18 protein-coding genes and 1 tRNA gene are annotated in these 18,644 nt (G+C 50.3%); 11 read left to right on the plus strand and 8 right to left on the minus strand.

All coding sequences use genetic code 11. The features are described from left to right. Positions 1-2: 2 nt before the first annotated feature. Genes IMQ48_RS01060 through IMQ48_RS01075 form a run of 4 tightly spaced genes read right to left on the minus strand, consistent with a single transcriptional unit; the run spans position 3 to position 4,080 of the window. Positions 3-1,019, minus strand: coding sequence for a flagellar motor switch protein FliG (locus tag IMQ48_RS01060; RefSeq protein ID WP_196207545.1), 1,017 nt, complete (start codon positions 1,017-1,019; stop codon positions 3-5). Then, a complete protein-coding gene (fliF, locus tag IMQ48_RS01065) occupies positions 997-2,679 on the minus strand; it encodes a flagellar basal-body MS-ring/collar protein FliF (RefSeq protein ID WP_196207546.1) in 1,683 nt (560 codons plus the stop codon). Before fliF ends, IMQ48_RS01060 begins: the two co-directional genes overlap by 23 nt. A gap of 4 nt (positions 2,680-2,683) precedes the next feature. Further along, positions 2,684-3,046 carry a flagellar hook-basal body complex protein FliE gene (locus IMQ48_RS01070; protein WP_196207547.1) on the minus strand — a complete coding sequence of 121 codons (363 nt, stop codon included), beginning with the start codon at positions 3,044-3,046 and terminating at the stop codon, positions 2,684-2,686. Positions 3,047-3,093: 47 nt separating this feature from the next. Then, positions 3,094-4,080, minus strand: a complete 987-nt coding sequence (locus IMQ48_RS01075) for a sigma-54-dependent Fis family transcriptional regulator (protein ID WP_196207548.1) — start codon at positions 4,078-4,080, stop codon at positions 3,094-3,096. Positions 4,081-4,677: 597 nt separating this feature from the next. Here IMQ48_RS01075 and IMQ48_RS01080 point away from each other — a divergent pair. Genes IMQ48_RS01080 through flhA form a run of 7 tightly spaced genes read left to right on the plus strand, consistent with a single transcriptional unit; the run spans position 4,678 to position 10,922 of the window. Beyond that, positions 4,678-5,541, plus strand: a complete 864-nt coding sequence (locus tag IMQ48_RS01080; RefSeq protein ID WP_196207549.1) for a FliM/FliN family flagellar motor switch protein — start codon at positions 4,678-4,680, stop codon at positions 5,539-5,541. After that, on the plus strand, positions 5,534-5,902 hold the full coding sequence (locus tag IMQ48_RS01085) for a FliM/FliN family flagellar motor switch protein (protein ID WP_196207550.1): 369 nt from the start codon (positions 5,534-5,536) through the stop codon (positions 5,900-5,902). Before IMQ48_RS01080 ends, IMQ48_RS01085 begins: the two co-directional genes overlap by 8 nt. Next, complete coding sequence (fliP, locus tag IMQ48_RS01090; protein ID WP_196207551.1) at positions 5,899-6,657, plus strand: flagellar type III secretion system pore protein FliP; 759 nt, start codon at positions 5,899-5,901, stop codon at positions 6,655-6,657. Before IMQ48_RS01085 ends, fliP begins: the two co-directional genes overlap by 4 nt. Positions 6,658-6,659: 2 nt before the next feature. Continuing rightward, complete coding sequence (locus IMQ48_RS01095) at positions 6,660-6,932, plus strand: flagellar biosynthetic protein FliQ (RefSeq protein ID WP_196207552.1); 273 nt, start codon at positions 6,660-6,662, stop codon at positions 6,930-6,932. A 1-nt stretch (position 6,933) separates the two neighbouring features. Next, the gene (fliR, locus tag IMQ48_RS01100; RefSeq protein WP_196207553.1) at positions 6,934-7,716 is read left to right on the plus strand and encodes a flagellar biosynthetic protein FliR; all 783 of its coding nucleotides are present in this window, start codon (positions 6,934-6,936) and stop codon (positions 7,714-7,716) included. After that, on the plus strand, positions 7,706-8,845 hold the full coding sequence (gene flhB / locus IMQ48_RS01105) for a flagellar type III secretion system protein FlhB (protein ID WP_196207554.1): 1,140 nt from the start codon (positions 7,706-7,708) through the stop codon (positions 8,843-8,845). Before fliR ends, flhB begins: the two co-directional genes overlap by 11 nt. Beyond that, complete coding sequence (gene flhA / locus IMQ48_RS01110) at positions 8,829-10,922, plus strand: flagellar biosynthesis protein FlhA (RefSeq protein ID WP_196207555.1); 2,094 nt, start codon at positions 8,829-8,831, stop codon at positions 10,920-10,922. Before flhB ends, flhA begins: the two co-directional genes overlap by 17 nt. 37 nt (positions 10,923-10,959) lie before the next feature. On the opposite strand, the gene IMQ48_RS01115 is transcribed toward flhA, so the two are convergent. Then, complete coding sequence (locus IMQ48_RS01115; RefSeq protein WP_196207556.1) at positions 10,960-11,721, minus strand: C40 family peptidase; 762 nt, start codon at positions 11,719-11,721, stop codon at positions 10,960-10,962. 348 nt (positions 11,722-12,069) lie between these two features. Between IMQ48_RS01115 and dpaA the strand changes: the two genes are divergently transcribed. Then, a complete protein-coding gene (gene dpaA, locus IMQ48_RS01120) occupies positions 12,070-12,810 on the plus strand; it encodes a peptidoglycan meso-diaminopimelic acid protein amidase (protein ID WP_196207557.1) in 741 nt (246 codons plus the stop codon). Here dpaA and IMQ48_RS01125 read toward each other — a convergent pair. Further along, positions 12,781-13,548, minus strand: a complete 768-nt coding sequence (locus tag IMQ48_RS01125; protein WP_115259356.1) for a class II glutamine amidotransferase — start codon at positions 13,546-13,548, stop codon at positions 12,781-12,783. The two genes, dpaA and IMQ48_RS01125, sit on opposite strands and share 30 nt — an antisense overlap. A gap of 111 nt (positions 13,549-13,659) precedes the next feature. Further along, positions 13,660-14,238 (minus strand): D-sedoheptulose 7-phosphate isomerase, encoded by a 579-nt coding sequence (gene lpcA / locus IMQ48_RS01130; protein WP_196207558.1) that lies wholly within the window; start codon positions 14,236-14,238, stop codon positions 13,660-13,662. Positions 14,239-14,477: 239 nt separating this feature from the next. Here lpcA and fadE point away from each other — a divergent pair, with 239 nt between their 5' ends. From fadE to IMQ48_RS01145, 3 genes are all read left to right on the plus strand, one after another. Then, the gene (fadE, locus tag IMQ48_RS01135) at positions 14,478-16,922 is read left to right on the plus strand and encodes an acyl-CoA dehydrogenase FadE (RefSeq protein ID WP_196207559.1); all 2,445 of its coding nucleotides are present in this window, start codon (positions 14,478-14,480) and stop codon (positions 16,920-16,922) included. A gap of 110 nt (positions 16,923-17,032) precedes the next feature. Further along, positions 17,033-17,800, plus strand: coding sequence for an amidohydrolase (locus tag IMQ48_RS01140; RefSeq protein WP_196207560.1), 768 nt, complete (start codon positions 17,033-17,035; stop codon positions 17,798-17,800). 154 nt (positions 17,801-17,954) lie between these two features. Then, positions 17,955-18,365, plus strand: a complete 411-nt coding sequence (locus tag IMQ48_RS01145) for a Spy/CpxP family protein refolding chaperone (RefSeq protein WP_196207561.1) — start codon at positions 17,955-17,957, stop codon at positions 18,363-18,365. A 98-nt stretch (positions 18,366-18,463) separates the two neighbouring features. Here IMQ48_RS01145 and IMQ48_RS01150 read toward each other — a convergent pair. Beyond that, positions 18,464-18,540, minus strand: a tRNA-Asp gene (locus IMQ48_RS01150). Between the last annotated feature and the right edge of the window lie 104 nt (positions 18,541-18,644).

The raw sequence follows: 18,644 nt of genomic DNA on the forward strand, positions 1-18,644 counted from the left end.
GTTTACTCCGCAGTCTGTTCAGCAAACAGCTGTAGCTGAATTTCACCCGCTTCTTCAAGCTCACGGGCAATCCCCATGATTTCACGGCGGATTTGTTCAATACGGCTGACAGGTACCGGGCCAAGTCGTGAGGTAATCGATTCCAGCTGTTGGACCTGACGTTTCGGCATGACGGCATAAATAGAACGACGTAGCAGTGCTTCGGTTCCTTTCAACGCCACCGCCCAGTCTTCCATCGGTACTTCGTCGAGTAGACGACGGCGCACTTCGTCGCTTTGGCGACTCAGGATGAAGAAGTCATACATTTCATCTTGCAACTGTTCCAGAACATCTTCATCGCGTTCACGAAGCTGGTCGAGGATCTGCTGTTGATTACCCTGGAAGCGGTTAACAATATCCGCGGCCTGCTTGATACCCTTCACTTTCGAGCCATGTTCGGACAGTACCGACAGCCCGCGCTCAATCAGACGATCCAGTTCATCGACAACGTCACGGTTTACATCATTCAGTTTCGCCACCCGATAGAGGATTTCGTTTTGCACCGATTCACTCATGTAAGACAGCACTGTGGCGGAGATCTCCGGGGTCAGAAACGCCAGAAATACAGCCTGCAACTGCAAGTGTTCTTCTGAGATCAAAATGGCCAACTGACGCGGCTCAACCCACTGCAGACGCGCCATACGCGAGCGGATCTCATCGCCGTAAATCCCATTGATCACACTGCTGGCGATTTCGCTCCCCAGCGCTTTATTCAGGATCCCTTGCAGCATTGAGCGTGACGCGCCGTTGATGCCGCTTTGCTCACGGAACTCATCAAAAAAGTTATTAATCACTTTTTTCGCCATGCTGGTTTTCACTCCAGACAGACGCGCCATATTTTCACTCAGACGAACGACTTCTTCGCGACTGAGCTTCTGCATCACCGTCGCAGCCGCTTCCTCTCCCAGACACAGCAATAAAATTGCAGCCTGCTCCAGGTAGCTGTTGTTACTGCCGTTACTTATTGTCAATTCGCTCATTGCTGGTTATCCATTGTCTGAGAACTTCAGCTACGCGATCGGTGTCGCTCATCGCCAGTTTTTGCAGGAACTCCAGCTTCACTTCCAGGCCGGAACTCTGCGAAGGCAGGCTGTCGTCGCCAGGGAATGAAGGCAGTTCGATATTTTTGCGTTCGTCATCAGCCGCCGCAAAATTTGGCGCGACCACAGGAATAGCAACCGGAGAGGCGTCCAGCGCCAGCTCAGGTGCCGTAGTCTTGCGACGCTCAGCGGTAAGACGTTTCATTAATGGACGTACGACGAATACCAGTAACAGTAGAGCCAGCAAGCCGCAGCCAATCAGGCGAACCCAGGCCAGAATGCTGTCATCCTTCCACAGAGGGATTACCGGCTCGGCAGGTACCGACTGCGGAACAAAATTGAGCAGCGATAGCGAAAGATTATCGCCGCGCTGTGCATTAATCCCGGCGGCGTTATTTAACAAGGCCGTCAACTGCGCGATTTGTTCCGGTTTCCAGTCCTTCAAAGCTGGCGCACTCTGGTTGAGCACAACGGCTACATTCAAACGTTTAATCGCGAATCCAGGATGCTGAATATGCTCGACGCTACGGTCCCAGGAGTAATCCCGTTTATTTTCACTATGTTTCGACAAGGCAGCAGGTTGACGAGGCTCCGTCGCGTTATTCGCGCCATTTCCGGCGTTCGCAGGCTGGTTCTCAGCGACCGGCGGGCGGTTGCTTAACGAACCCGGTATCCCCATTGCGATTTGGCTGGTATCACTATCAAGAATATTTTCTTCACGATTCAGTTTCGGTGCGTCGCCATAATGCTCTTGAGTCTCATCAATATTGCTGAGATCGAGGTCCGGCATAACGCTCACCCGGTAGTTGCCAGCGCCAACCAGAGAGTCGAGGACATTTTCCATACTGGAGCGGGTTTTATCCTGAATATCCTTCAGAATCTGGTCACGTTTACGCGTCGCCGCAGAAACCGCTTCACCAGCGCCAATACCGTCAGACAGTAAATTGCCAGCCTGATCAACAACACTGACCTTATTGGCATTGAGATTAGGAACGCTACCAGACACCAAATGTACAACGGCATTGACCTGGTCCATATCCAGCTTACTGCCGTAATGAAGACGAACAACAACCGAGGCGCTGTTTTGCGGTTCGTCGCTAACGACAAACGAGCTATCTTCATTCAATGCCAAGTGCACACGGGCATTCTCTACAGAATCCAGTGTCATAATGCTCTGGGCCAGTTCACCTTCCAGGCTCCGCTTGTAGCGGATGTTCTGCACAAACTGGCTGGCACCCAGCACTTCATCTTTGTCCATCAGCTCATAGCCGCTGGGCAACATCGCCTGCACACCTTTGGCGGCAAGGGTCATCCGCGTTTTGGAAAGCGCATCTTCCGGAACCAGAATCTGCCCACTTTGCGGATCGATACGGTATTCCAGCTTTTCACCATCCAGCACCGTGACAATCTGTGAAACCGGCAGGTTTTCCTGGCGACCGTATAGCGAGACATAGCCATGATTCCCGTTCCACAGCATGCTGACAATAATCGCCGTGGCAGCAATAGCGGCTGCCGCCAGTAACGCCCAGCGCTTATTCCCGTCCAGTTTTAAGGATACAGCAGGGAAAGATTGCGTTAATTTTTTTATCAATTCATTCATAGCGTTAGACTGACATGCTCATCAGGTCGTTGAATCCAGAAGCCACTTTATTTCTTACTTGCACCAGTGCGGAAAACGATAATGATGCCTGCTGGCTGGCGATCATTGTCCCCGCAAGATCATCGCTTTTGCCCATGTCGATGTCCGTCTGCTTTTGTTCTGCAACCTGCTGGAATTGATCAACATGATTCAACGCGCCTTGCAGGATCTGACCGAATGAGACCGGAGATGACGCTGGCTGAGCGCCAACGGTGTTAATCTGCATTGGCGAGAGGACGGGTGCCTGCGCGATCGATTTCATCTGCTGCATGTCCTGCATCATCTGCGTCTGCATCGTGCTGGCTGGGGTTATCGTATATATGCTCATGACCTACTCTTAAAATTAAAAAAATGCTCGCTGCACCACCAACGGATTCAGGAGAAGATTTCGATTCCCTGTTTTCGCATTGACGCCAGACGATAACGAAGCGCGCGTGGAGTAATGCCTAACAAATCTGCAATTTTGGTTTTATTACCCTGATATTTGCGCATCAGATCGGCAATATATTGATATTGCGCACTACGGCCATGCTGACCCAGATTATCGCTTTCACTTATTTTCGGGCTAGTCTGAGGCTGCCATTCTGGCTCACTCCAGGAATCTGACTCCACTGACGGAAGTCCCAAGGTATCGGGATAAATTACGCCATCACGATTCAGGATCATGCCACGTTGAATAGCATTTTCGAGTTGGCGCACGTTACCCGGCCAGGTGTAGCTGAGTAATGCTCGCCGTGATGATTCCGAGAGTTTGATATTTTTTGCCAGCACCGTGGAGTATTTTTTGATAAAGGATTCAGCCAGCGGAATAATATCTTCCATGCGCTCGCGCAGCGGCGGCATCGTCACTGGTATAACCGACATACGATAAAAGAGATCTTCCCTAAAACGTCCAGCGGCAACTTCAGCTTCAAGATTTTTATTGGTGCAGGCAATTAAGCGAAAGTTAAGCTTAATTAAACGATTACTGCCCAGACGTTCAACCTGTTGCTCCTGCAAAACACGCAAAATCTTCGCCTGTAGCGCTAACGGCATATCACCAATTTCGTCGAGCAGTAAAGTGCCATTATTGGCTAATTCCATTTTTCCCGGCACGGTCGTGACGGCGCCGGTAAATGCACCTTTGTCATAACCAAACAACGTGGCTTCGAGCATGTTTTCAGGAATAGCAGCACAGTTAACACCGATATAAGGTGCCTGAGAGTCCTGTGCAAATGCAATAGAATGTATAAATTTTGCAACACACTCTTTACCTGTTCCTGTTTCGCCATGAATAAGAACAGGAACATTAAAAGCAGCAATACGTCTGGCCAGTGCAAATGCATTGATGCTGGAAGCAGCTTCGGCAATAAGTTCAAACATGATTATTTTACACTTAGAAGTAAAGTTAACATCCATAACGAGAAATATACAAATCATTCAAAAAAAAGCACATTATCGAATAATAAATATCGCCCGTGCCATGTTTTAATCCCATCCTTGTTCATGTTCTACCGCCCCTTCACAGAGCAGCCCTGTTGAGGACTATGCTCAAATAAGGTTTTTCCTAAAAAAATATTACCACTGGTGGTGAGAACAATCTTAAATTAAAAGATAATAAAAATATTATTACAATAAAAACAGCAAGTTACATATAAAGCAGAATAAAAAAAACGCTATTCAAACACCCCAAAAAGAGCGAACTCGCTGAAGGACAAGGTCACATTTATACAATTAATTATTTTTTAATTATAGAAGCGCGTCATTAATAACTTGCAGAGTGAAGTGACAAATAATCTAATATTCAGCCCTGCATCATAGACGATCGCAGGTAGCGTAACTCATAGGTAATGGATTCCAACGACAGGGGAAAAGCGTCAAGGATGAACAATAAATTAAATGGATCTGTATTTTTTTTGATAACTGCGGAACTCGATATAAATTCATCCGCTCCCAAATTTACAGCTGAGAAAGTGTACCATGCTGAAATATAGTCAAACTCCCGGAATCTTTAAACTTGAAGGAAACCGGCTTGGACGTCCATATCATCGTCTGCCGACTATGTTTACGGGTAATTTCGATACAATTGAATCACATCTCGGAAACTATTTTCTGAAAAAGCATCGCACAAATATAACACTTAAAAAAATACATTGTGAAATGGATGTTGTTAATAAGAGTGCTGAACTGTTAGTTTCTCAGATAGGTCATCTGGCCTTTGATATAGATCGTTCATTACTGTTAACGCTGTTAGGTAATTTTTACGGATTGGAATCTTCTATTAATGATGAAAAGCCGCAGGATGATTTACCAACTAAAACAGAAAGCAGGCTGAAAAGTCGACTGGCTGTGGATATCAGCAACCTCATTTTTAATAAAAATATCTCAGGTATTCCGCTCACGTTAAAACCTGACAGCAGCACGATACAAACGCACTGGGCCTACCAGCTCACATTTGTATTGGGTGATGACGAGAAGTGCAGTTTTAGAATCTTGCTGGATGATTCACATACGGATTACATTCTGAATTTAATTCGTCGTAGCGAACATGGCGATAAAAAAAGGCAGATTGATAAAGCAAGTACCGAAACGCGTAAAAAAGTTCTGATAAAAGAGATCATTAATACGCTGCCGCTCACCATGAACGTGAAGATTGCAGAAATCCCCCTCAATGTTGCCGATCTGACAACCATTAAGCCGGGGGATATTTTACCTATTGCAATGCCTGATAGTTTCCCTGTGTATATCGGGAAATCTGAATTATTTAACGCAATGATCGTAGAAGATAAAGACAAACTGTTTTTATCCGAGTTAACGAGTAAGACTGAGAAATCCTATGAGTAAGCAAGAAGATATTTTAGAGCAAAGTTTTGAGTTAGCCACTGAAGGTACGCCACCCGCACACTCTGTTACCGAAACGCTGGTGGCGCGTTTAGAGGATCGTTTTTCCGAGTCAATGACGCTACTCAAGCGTATTCCGGTAACGTTAACGCTGGAAGTCTCTTCTGTAGAAATAATGCTATCCGATCTGCTGAATATTGATGACGACACCGTTATTGAGATGGACAAACTCGCGGGCGAACCACTGGATATTAAAGTAAATAATATCCTGCTGGGTAAGGCAGAAGTGGTGGTGGTTAATGAAAAATATGGCCTACGGGTCCTTGAATTCAACACCCATGAAATCAACGACTTGGCCCCATGAAACGCGCGTCTACCTTCACCCTGGTACTGGGTATCTCGCTGCTCATCCTTTCTCCCTTTGCCTGTGCGCAAGGGGGAGATATCCCGTTACTGAACATCATTTCACACGGTAACAGCCAGGAATACAGCGTCAAGATTCAGGTTCTGCTGCTGATGACGCTGGTAGGCATTTTGCCTACGCTGGTGCTGATGATGACCTGTTTTACCCGCTTTATTATTGTCCTCTCTCTGCTACGTCAGGCGCTGGGGCTGCAGCAAACACCGCCTAACCGCATCCTGATTGGCATTGCACTGTCGTTAACCATGCTGGTGATGCGGCCCATCTGGATCAACATCTACGACCATGCGGTTGTGCCTTTTGAAAACGACCAGATCACACTCCCGGATGCACTCAGTACCGCCGCCTCGCCACTGAAACGCTTTATGCTGGCGCAGACCAACAAAAAAGCCATTGCGCAGATCATGACGATCGCCAATGCGCAAGGTAACGCAGCGGATCAGGATCTCTCCATTGTTGTCCCTGCTTATGTTCTGAGCGAACTGAAAACGGCCTTTCAGATAGGCTTCATCATTTACATTCCGTTCCTGGTGATCGACCTGATTGTCGCCAGTGTGCTGATGGCAATGGGGATGATGATGCTATCGCCGTTGATAGTTTCTCTGCCCTTTAAGCTGATGCTCTTTGTACTGATCGATGGCTGGGCGTTAACTGTAGGAACGCTCACCTCCAGTATTCGCGGTCTGGGGCTAGGATAATCATGTTAACTATTGATGTAGCAGCCGATATTGTCGCCAGCGGTATAAAAGTCGTGATTATCCTGGTCTGCGTGCTGGTCGTGCCCAGCCTGTTGGTCGGTATACTGGTCAGCATTTTCCAGGCGGTGACGCAGATTAACGAACAGACCCTCAGCTTTTTACCCAGACTGATTGTCACGCTGGCGGTATTAGGGATTGCCGGGAAATGGATGATCGTCCAGTTGAGTGATCTCTGCGTGCATCTGTTCACTCAGGCCGCCATTCTGGTGCACTGACATGCGCGAAACCGATATCACACAGCTAAGCAGCCTGATCCTGGGCATGTGGTTTCCGTTTGTGCGCATTATGGCGTTCATACACTATGCGCCTGTGCTGGATAACGCCGCGCTGACTGTCCGCGTACGCATTATTTTGTCCCTGGCGCTGGCATTCATTATTACGCCGCTGATCCCCCATCCCATCCCCACCAGCCTGCTGTCAATGAACAGCATCATCCTGACCGCAGAGCAGTTTCTGTGGGGTATGTTGTTCGGCCTGATGCTGCAGTTTTTGTTTTTAGCACTCCAGTTAGCCGGGCAGATCCTCTCGTTTAATATGGGAATGAGCATGGCGGTGATGAACGATCCCAGCAGCGGTGCGTCAACGACGGTACTGGCGGAAATGCTCAACGTTTACGCGGTAATTCTGTTCTTTGCGATGGATGGGCATCTGCTGCTGGTGAGCATTTTATTCAAAGGCTTTACCTACTGGCCGATTGGCAATGCGCTGCATCCACAATCTCTGCGCACTATTTCCCTGGCGCTGGGCTGGGTACTTGCGGCAGCCACACTGCTAGCGCTACCGACCACGTTTATCATGCTGATTGTTCAGGGCTGCTTTGGCCTGCTGAACCGCATTGCGCCTCCGCTTAACCTGTACTCCCTGGGTTTTCCTATTAACATGCTGGCAGGCTTGGTCTGTTTTGCTACCCTACTTTACAACCTACCCGATCACTATCTGCACCTGGCCAATTTTGTCCTGCAGCAACTCGATGCGCTGAAGGGGCACTATGGCGGATAGCAGCAGCGAAGAAAAAACAGAAAAACCCTCGGCGCAAAAACTTCGCAAAGCCAGACAAGAGGGGCAACTCCCACGCTCAAAAGACATGGGGCTTGCCGCCAGCTTGTTTGCCGCATTTATGGTGATTTCCAGCAGCTTTCCCTGGTACGAAGATTTCGTGCGCGAAAGCTTCATCAGCGTGCATCAGTACGCACAAAACATTAATGATCCAGACATCATCGGCCAGTTTCTCGAACATCATCTGCTGATTCTCGGGAAATTTATCCTGACGCTATTGCCGATGCCGGTTGCCGCCCTGTTTGCCTCGCTGGTGCCGGGAGGGTGGTTATTCCTGCCGAAGAAAATTTTGCCGGACTTCAGCAAATTAAGTCCGATGAAGGGAATAGGCCGTCTGTTCTCAACCGACCATCTGGTGGATACAGGCAAAATGACGCTGAAGGCACTCGTGCTTTTGGTCATGCTCTGGATAACCCTGCGCAACAATTTTGTCTCGTTTCTCGGGTTACAAGAACTGTTTTTTAAACAGGCGATTAGCGACGGCCTGTCGCTCTACAGTAGCGTGATGCGTAACTTTGTCATCCTGTTTATCTTTTTTGCTCTCGTGGACGTCCCTCTGGCGAAAAAAATGTTCACCAAAGGCCTGAAAATGACCAAGCAGGAAGTTAAAGAAGAATATAAAAATCAGGAAGGTAAGCCGGAGGTTAAGGCGAGGATCCGCCGTTTGCAACGGCAAATGGCGATGGGTCAAATTCGCAAAGTGGTACCGAAAGCCGACGTGGTAATCGTCAACCCGACGCACTACGCCGTCGCCTTACAGTATGACCAGGCCCGCGCCGCCGCGCCGTTCGTTGTCGCTAAAGGCACGGATGAAATTGCACTGTATATCCGCCAGGTAGCGGCAGAAAACAATATTGAAGTCGTTGAGTTTCCCAAGCTGGCACGCTCTGTTTATTACACCACCCAAGTGAATCAGCAAATTCCGTTTCAACTTTATCGGGCGATTGCCCACGTCCTGACCTACGTCCTGCAAATGAAACACTGGCGTGACGGTGCACAAGCACGCCCTTCACTGAACAGACATATTTCCATTCCAAAAGAGGTTCTTAAACTGGATGCCGAAAACAACTAAACAATTCCTGGCACTGTTGCGTAACGGCAATATCGGCGTGCCGCTGGTGATCCTGTGTATTCTGGCGATGGTGATCCTGCCGTTACCGCCTGCCCTTTTGGATATTCTGTTCACCTTTAACATCGTGCTGGCGGTGATGGTGCTGTTGGTGGCCGTTTCCGCTAAACGACCGCTTGAATTCAGCCTGTTTCCAACCATTTTGCTGATCACTACCCTGATGCGACTGACGCTAAACGTGGCGTCAACACGCGTGGTGTTGCTGCATGGACATATGGGTGCCGGTGCCGCTGGTAAAGTAATTGAGTCTTTCGGTCAGGTGGTGATCGGCGGTAACTTTGTGGTCGGTTTTGTGGTGTTTATCATCCTGATGATCATCAACTTTATCGTGGTCACCAAAGGTGCTGAACGTATCTCCGAGGTGTCCGCCCGCTTCACGCTGGACGCAATGCCCGGTAAACAGATGGCGATTGATGCAGATCTGAATGCCGGGTTGATCAACCAGGCACAGGCGCAAACGCGACGTAAAGACGTCGCAGGTGAGGCTGATTTCTACGGTGCAATGGACGGTGCCTCAAAGTTCGTGCGCGGGGACGCCATAGCCGGGATGATGATTCTGGCGATCAACCTGATCGGCGGCGTCTGTATTGGGATATTTAAATATGATTTAAGCGCTGAAGCGGCGTTCCAACAGTACGTGCTGATGACCATCGGTGATGGCCTGGTTGCACAGATCCCGTCTTTGTTGCTGTCGACGGCGGCGGCGATTATCGTCACGCGCGTCAGCGACAGCGGCGATATTGCCACCGACGTACGTAGCCAGTTGCTGGCCAGCCCCTCAGTACTCTACACCGCCACCAGCATTATGTTCGTGCTGGCCGTTGTGCCGGGTATGCCACATTTCCCGTTCCTGGTTTTTACGGCGTTGTTAGGGTTCACCGCCTGGCGCATGAGCAAGCGTCCGAAAGTCGCCGAGACCGAAGAGAAAAATCTCGAAACGCTGACCAAAACCATCACCGAAACCACCGAGCAGCAGGTCAGTTGGGAAACCATTCCGCTCATTGAACCTATTAGCCTGAGTCTGGGCTATAAGCTAGTGGCGCTGGTCGATAAATCCAAAGGTAATCCGCTGACCCAGCGTATTCGCGGCGTGCGGCAGGTGATTTCTGACGGCAACGGCGTGTTGTTGCCTGAGATTCGTATCCGCGAAAACTTCAGATTGAAACCCACGCAGTACGCCATTTTTATCAATGGGATTAAAGCGGATGAGGCGGATATCCCTTCGGATAAGCTGATGGCACTGCCCTCCAGTGAAACCTACGGTGAAATAGATGGCGTATTAGGTAACGACCCAGCCTACGGTATGCCCGTCACCTGGATTGTACCGGCGCAAAAGGCCAAAGCGTTAAATATGGGGTATCAGGTTATTGATAGCGCCAGCGTCATTGCCACGCACGTGAATAAGATTATTCGTCGCTACATTCCCGATCTGTTTAATTACGATGATATTACGCAGTTGCACAACCGCCTGTCCTCCATGGCTCCGCGTCTGGCGGAAGATCTCAGCGCGGCGCTGAATTACAGCCAGTTATTGAAGGTCTATCGGACGCTGCTTATTGAAGGCGTTTCATTGCGCGATATCGTCACCATTGCCACCGTGCTGGTCGCCAGCAGTGCAACCACCAAAGATCCTATTTTGCTGACAGCAGATGTGCGTCTTGCGCTGCGCCGTAGCATTACCCACCCATTTGTGCGCAAAGATGAGCTGGCGGTCTACACCCTCAATAGTGAGCTGGAGAACTTACTGGCAAACGTGGTCAATCAGGCACAGCAAAGTGGTAAAGTGATGCTCGACAGCGTACCGGTCGATCCGAATATGCTTAATCAGTTCCAGACCAATATGCCGCAGATAAAAGAACAAATGAAAGCTGCGGGTAAAGAACCGATATTGTTGGTCGCTCCACAGTTACGTCCGCTGCTCGCTCGCTACGCACGCCTGTTCGCGCCGGGGTTACAGGTACTGTCTTATAATGAAGTGCCGGATGAGCTGGAATTAAAAATCATGGGAGCGTTGAGCTAACGTGTGATTAGGCGGTGCTGAAAGTACCGCCTTTCTATTAAAGGATCGTATTCTCCGTAAGAATACGACGGGCGCCGAGATAATGATCCTGCCAGAAAGGTTCAGACAAGGTGCTGATTCGGATCGTTTCGCCGGTGCGTGGTGACTCAATAAATTGCCCCTGCCCCAAATAGACGCCCATATGATCGGCAATATCCCGGCTGTGAATATGGAAAAACAGTAAATCTCCGCGCCGTAGATCGCGGTTAGAGACAATCGTCGCCCGCCGGTAGTGATACATTTCATTAGCAGTACGGGGCAGTTTCGCCGCCAGAATTTTATTGTAGGCATAGAAAATCAGACCGCTGCAGTCAAACCCCTCGTCCGGACTAGTGCCACCCCACTGATATGGTTTACCTAACTGCTGCTCAAGACGATGAATCGCCACTTCGGTGATGTTGTGCAGGTGATCGCTGCTGAGGAAATGGGGATTTTCAGCAAGTTCCTGCCAGCGATGATCGCTGGCTTTAAGCGGGCCTGGGAACCATTCCGGGTGCTGTTTTATCAGTACACGATTCTGCTGGCGCAGCGCTTTTTTACTTTCCGCATTACCTTCTACCACGTAGCTGGCCTGTTTTTTTACCTGCGCATGATACTGCTTCAACAACCGGGCACGATTACGCATACGCGACTGCGCCGCATAGCTTAAGGAGGCATTAGATAAGGGTGGCTGAACTTTGGCGATACACGGTAATGACAACACGACACACAAAGACAGCAGTCCCGGCAAAAGGCGTCGGGATGCAGTAGCAACAGACATGAAAAAAGAATACCTGGTCAAACACGTTCGGCGCAGTCTATCGCTATTGGCGGACAATCTTTTTTAATATTTGATTATTAATAGATTAATTTTTTAAATTCAATAGATTAGAAAGTCAGTATTAATCTTATACGGCGGACGGATAGCGCCGACAAATTACGCCGCTGTCTGACTGCCTTTAAGTCCAATTTTGCGTATAAAGAGAAACTAAAGTGTAAACGCAGCACGAGAGACTTGCGAAAAACTTTCTTGGTGCTAATGTGAGCGCTCCAAATCCAGATTTTTCCGATTTGGCGACTCTATTTGCCGTCCTGGCGTGTGTAACCGTTTTATCAAGGAATAAGCAGTATGCGTAAAATCGCATTTTTTCTTGCGATGCTTTTATTACCGTGCGTTTCATTTGCCGGTTTGCTGAGCAGTAACAGTCCGACCACGCCTGTCAGCAAAGAATATAAGCAGCAATTGATGGGGTCACCTGTCTATATTCAGATCTTTAAAGAAGAACGCACGCTGGATCTGTACGTCAAGATGGGCGAACAGTATCAATTGCTCGACAGCTACAAGATCTGTAACTATTCCGGCGGGTTAGGACCCAAGCAGCGTCAGGGTGATTTTAAAAGCCCGGAAGGGTTTTACAGCGTACAGCGCGGTCAGCTCAAGCCGGATAGCCGCTTCTATAAAGCGATTAACATTGGCTTCCCCAACGCCTACGACCGCGCGCACGGTTACGAAGGCAAATACCTGATGATCCACGGCGCCTGCGTTTCCGTCGGCTGTTATGCCATGACCGACAACGGCATTGATGAGATTTTCCAGTTTGTCACCGGGGCATTGGTATTTGGTCAGTCCAGCGTGCAGGTAAGCATTTACCCGTTCCGCATGACCGATGCCAACATGCAGCGCCATAAGTTCTCTTATTACAAAGAGTTCTGGTCGCAGCTAAAACCGGGATACGACTACTTTGAGCAGACGCGTAAGCCACCGACCGTTTCCGTCATCGATGGCCGTTACGTTGTCAGCAAGCCGTTGAGTCATGAAGTCGTTCAGCCGCAGCTGGCGTCAAACTACACGCTCCCCGAGACAAAATAGCGCCCACTCGCCTGGCATAATCTTTTGCCAGGTTTCATTGCCCGTTAGCGGTTGAGTGGCAATCACGGTGACCACATCATTCGGTGTGGTCTCTGAGCTAAAGTCGATTTCCACATCCTGATCCAGCAACGTGGCCACACCGAATGGCGCACGGCGGGTGATCCAGAACAGATTGGTCGAGCAGAAGGCCATCACATAGCGCCCGTCGGACAACAACATGTTGAAAACGCCCTTCTCACGTAATTCCCCGGCCAGCACGGCAATATATTTAAACACCGCAGTCATGTTGCCAGGCGTACGCGGATAACGCTCAACCAGCTTGTGTAGCAACCAGCAGAATGCTTTTTCGCTGTCGGTTTCACCGACCGGCCGGAAATTGCCGGTTTCCAGCGACTTATAGCCGCTTAGCTGCCCGTTATGAGCATAGGTCCAGTTGCGTCCCCACAGTTCACGCGTGAAAGGATGGGTATTTTCCAGCGCCACCTCACCACGATTCGCCTGACGAATATGGGCGATCACGGAACAGGATTTGATGGGATAGTCTTGTACCAGTTTGGCGATAGGCGAATTAAAGCTGGGTTGCGGATCTTTAAATGTACGGCAGCCCTTACCTTCATAAAACGTAATCCCCCAGCCGTCTTTGTGCGGCCCGGTACCTCCACCACGCTGAACCAGCCCGGTGAAGCTAAAGCAAATATCGGTCGGCACGTTGGCGCTCATCCCGAGCAGTTCGCACATATATCACCTACCTTAAAACGCTGAACTGCCTGATGGCGTTACGCTTATCAGGCCTACGCAAAACGCAAGTAGGCCGGATAAGGCTTCAGCCGCCATCCGGCAATAGCCTTCTTACTTAACCATCTCTTTTTCGATCAACTGAATCAGAATATGAATCACTTTAATGTGAATTTCCTGAATACGGTCAGCATAGCCAAAGTGCGGGACGCGAATTTCAATGTCGGCGCTGCCAGCCATTTTGCCGCCACCTTTCCCGGTCAGGGTGATCACTTTCATTCCTTTCTCGCGCGCAGCGGCAATCGCTTTGATCACGTTTGCTGAGTTACCGGAGGTCGAAATGCCTAACAGGATATCCCCTTCACGCCCTACCGCTTCAACATAGCGAGAGAAAATATAATCGTAACCGAAATCGTTGCTGACGCAGGAGATATGGCTGACGTCAGAAATGGCGATCGCCGGGTAGCCGGGACGGTTTTCGCGATAGCGCCCGGTCAGCTCTTCAGCAAAGTGCATTGCATCACAATGGGAGCCGCCGTTACCGCAGGAAAGTACCTTGCCACCCGCTTTAAAACTGTCTGCCAACAGGACCGCCGCGCGCTGAATGGCGTGAATATTGGCGTCATCTTTTAAAAAATTAGCCAGCGTTTCCGCCGCTTCGCTCAGTTCGTTACGAATAAGATCCTGGTACATGAGGATATCCTTCAGCATGAATGTAAATGACAAGATGCAGTGTACCGGATAGCGCTACAGGCGAGAAGCACAAGCCACAGGAATGGCTGTGGCTTTTGATTTTTTGTGCCGGTGAAAACAACAACAATGTGAGCTTTGTTGTAATTATTTTGTAAACACATTGCTAAAAGAATTTACATCCACTACAACCATATCATCACAAGTGGTCAGACCTCCTACAAGCAAGGGAGCTTTTCGATATGATGATTTTGAGTATTCTCACAACGATTGTTCTGCTCGGCGTATTGTTTTATCACCGCGTGAGCTTGTTTCTCAGCAGCATAATTTTGCTCGCATGGACGGCTGCGCTCGGCGTAGCTGGCCTGTGGTCAGTCTGGCTGCTGGTCCCTCTGGCCATTATTCTGGTGCCGTTTAACTTTACACCGATGCGTAAATCCATGATCTCTGCGCCGGTGTTCCGTGGTTTCCGTAAGGTCATGCCACCGATGTCACGCACTGAGAAAGAAGCGATTGATGCCGGTACCACCTGGTGGGAAGGCGATCTGTTCCAGGGCAAACCGGACTGGAAGAAACTGCACAGCTATCCGCAGCCTCGTCTGACAGCAGAAGAGCAGGCTTTTATTGATGGTCCGGTTGAAGAAGCGTGCCGCATGGCAAACGACTTCCAGATCACCCACGAATTAGCGGATCTGCCGCCAGAACTGTGGGCGTATCTGAAAGAACACCGCTTCTTCGCAATGATCATCAAGAAAGAGTACGGCGGTCTGGAATTCTCTGCCTATGCACAGGCTCGCGTTCTGCAGAAACTCTCCGGCGTCTCCGGGATCCTGGCGATCACCGTTGGCGTACCTAACTCATTAGGCCCGGGTGAACTGCTGCAACACTACGGCACCGAAGAACAGAAAAACCATTATTTGCCGCGTCTGGCGCGTGGTCAGGAAATCCCTTGCTTTGCGCTGACCAGCCCGGAAGCGGGTTCCGACGCAGGGGCGATTCCGGATACCGGCGTAGTTTGCATGGGTGAATGGCAGGGTCAGCAGGTGCTGGGTATGCGCCTGACCTGGAACAAACGCTATATCACGCTGGCCCCTATCGCCACCGTGCTGGGCCTGGCGTTTAAACTCTCCGACCCGGAAAAACTGCTGGGCGGCGAGGAAGATCTGGGCATTACCTGCGCGCTAATCCCCACCTCAACACCGGGCGTAGAAATTGGTCGTCGCCACTTCCCGCTGAACGTCCCGTTCCAGAACGGCCCGACACTGGGTAAAGATGTCTTTGTACCGATTGATTACATTATCGGCGGCCCAAAAATGGCCGGTCAGGGCTGGCGCATGCTGGTGGAATGTCTGTCTGTCGGTCGTGGCATTACACTGCCATCGAACTCAACAGGTGGTGTGAAATCGGTCGCCATGGCAACAGGTGCCTATGCGCATATTCGTCGCCAGTTCAAAATCTCTATCGGCAAGATGGAAGGTATTGAAGAGCCGCTAGCGCGTATTGCTGGTAACGCCTATGTGATGGACGCCGCGGCGTCGCTGATTACCTACGGCATTATGCTCGGCGAAAAACCGGCGGTGCTTTCCGCTATCGTGAAATATCACTGTACCCACCGCGGGCAGCAATCAATCATTGATGCGATGGATATCACTGGCGGTAAAGGCATTATGCTGGGCGAAAGCAACTTCCTGGCGCGTGCTTACCAGGGTGCCCCAATCGCCATCACCGTTGAAGGCGCCAACATTCTGACCCGTAGCATGATGATCTTCGGCCAGGGGGCGATTCGTTGCCATCCGTACGTGCTGGAAGAGATGGCGGCGGCGCAGAACAACGATGTGAATGCGTTCGACAAGCTGCTGTTTAAGCATATTGGCCACGTCGGCAGCAATAAGGTGCGCAGTTTCTGGCTCGGCCTGACGCGCGGGCTCACCAGTAGCACACCAACCGGTGATGCCACCAAACGTTATTACCAGCACCTGAACCGTCTGAGCGCCAACCTGGCATTACTCTCAGATGTCTCCATGGCCGTGCTGGGCGGTAGTCTGAAGCGTCGCGAGCGTATCTCCGCGCGTCTGGGTGACGTGTTAAGTCAGCTGTATCTGGCCTCTGCCGTACTGAAGCGTTATGACGATGAAGGCCGCAATGAAGCCGACCTGCCGCTGGTTCACTGGGGCGTACAAGACGCGTTGTATAAAGCAGAACAAGCGATGGACGACCTGCTGCAAAACTTCCCTAACCGTTTAGTCGCTGGGTTGTTGAATGTGGTTATCTTCCCGACCGGTCGCCACTATCAGGCGCCTTCTGACAAACTGGATCATAAAGTTGCGAAGATTTTGCAGGTGCCGAGCGCAACCCGTTCACGCATCGGTCGCGGTCAGTACCTGACGCCAAGCAAGTACAATCCGGTTGGTTTGCTGGAAGAAGCGCTGCTGGACGTGATTGCTGCCGACCCTATCCACCAGCGTATCTGCAAAGAGCTGGGTAAAAACCTGCCGTTTACCCGTCTGGATGAACTGGCGCGTAATGCGCTGGCAAAAGGGTTGATTGATAAAGACGAGGCCGCCCTTCTGGTGAAGGCCGAAGAGAGCCGTCTGCGCAGCATCAACGTAGATGATTTTGACCCTGAGGAGCTGGCGACCCAGCCGGTAAAGTTGCCAGAGAAAGTCCGTAAAGTCGAAGCCGCTTAACGTTCACGCTCGACTTTTCAGCCCCGCTTAACGCGGGGCTTTTTATTGCCACATTTTCAGTAATGCTCATGCTACAGTGTCAAAATGCTGTTCAACGAGGAGCCTCGATCGTGCCTGGTTTGAAAATTACCCTGCTGCAACAACCGCTGATCTGGATGGATGGCCCAGCCAATCTGCGCCATTTCGACCAACAGCTTGAAACCATCACCGGACGTGACGTCATTGTATTGCCCGAGATGTTTACCAGTGGGTTTGCGATGGAAGCAGCCAGCACATCGCTTACGCAAGAAGAGGTTGTTGGCTGGATGCACGCCAAAGCGCAGCAGACAAATGCGCTGATCGCTGGCAGCGCCGCGTTACGCTCAGAGCGTGGCCCGGTAAATCGTTTTTTACTGGTAGAACCCGAGGGGCACGTTCATTTTTATGACAAACGCCACCTGTTCCGCATGGCGGACGAGCACCAGTATTATCAGGCTGGAGAAGAACGCACCATCGTTGAATGGCGCGGCTGGCGTATTTTGCCTCTGGTCTGTTATGACCTGCGCTTTCCGGTATGGTCGCGCAATCTCGATGATTATGACCTGGCGTTATATGTCGCCAACTGGCCTGCACCACGCTCGCTGCACTGGCAGGCGCTACTGACCGCCCGGGCGATTGAGAACCAGGCTTATGTAGCAGGATGTAACCGCGTGGGCAGCGATGGTAATGGCCATCATTATCGCGGGGACAGCCGGGTAATCAACCCACAGGGTGAGATTATTGCCACCGCCGAGCCGTATCAGGCCACACGGATAGATGCTGAGCTGTCGCTTGCAGCATTGCGGGAGTATCGCGAGAAGTTTCCAGCCTGGCAGGATGCCGATTCGTTCACACTATAATTATCTCCCTAATCTCCCGCTACGGAACATTATCCTCGTGGCGGGATTGTTTCACTCCGTAACTAACCGCAAAACAAATTCGCGTGGCCACATCCCTCAGGCAACGTATTCTGAAAATGATAATCACACGTAAATTCCCTTTCAGGATATTAAGATGAAGAAATTCGTACGCATGACTTTGCTGGCCGCTACCCTGGCGGGCGCCTCTTTTAGCACACTTGCAGCAAACGTATCCAACGTTCCGGCCCCGGCCCAGGATCCAGTGGTACAACACCTGAAACTGAGCAACGACCAGGTGGCGCAGATTAAAAAACTGCACCAACAGCTGGAAACCAATGTCAGTCAGATTTCGGTGAATGACGTTAAAGACGGCGTGCTGATTGACGTGATCAAGTCCGGAAAATGGGATGATGCCGCCGTTAAGAAACAGCTTGCCGCGTTCAGCAACATCGAACAACAGGCGCGTTATTACCGCGTGAAATACTATTTTGACCTGAGCAAAGTCCTCACACCTGAGCAGCGTAAGCAGGTGCAAAAAGATATCGCCCAGACGCTGAGCGAGTAATGCTGAAAGCTCGTTACCTCTGGTAGCGAGCTTTTATTTTTTTGGCAGACTGAAACGACGAAAGCCTGAATCATTGCTGATTCAGGCTTTCTTAATAGTGGCGGAATGGACGGGACTCGAACCCGCGACCCCCTGCGTGACAGGCAGGTATTCTAACCAACTGAACTACCACTCCGCGTTGTGTTCCGCTTGGGAACGAAGCGAATATTACGGATTGCCTCGCGACTCGTCAACGCTTTTTCTCACGTTTTTAATCGTTTGCTGCAAAAATCACCCGAA

This window comes from Citrobacter sp. Res13-Sevr-PEB04-36, assembly GCF_015672735.1.
GTDB lineage: Bacteria > Pseudomonadota > Gammaproteobacteria > Enterobacterales > Enterobacteriaceae > Citrobacter.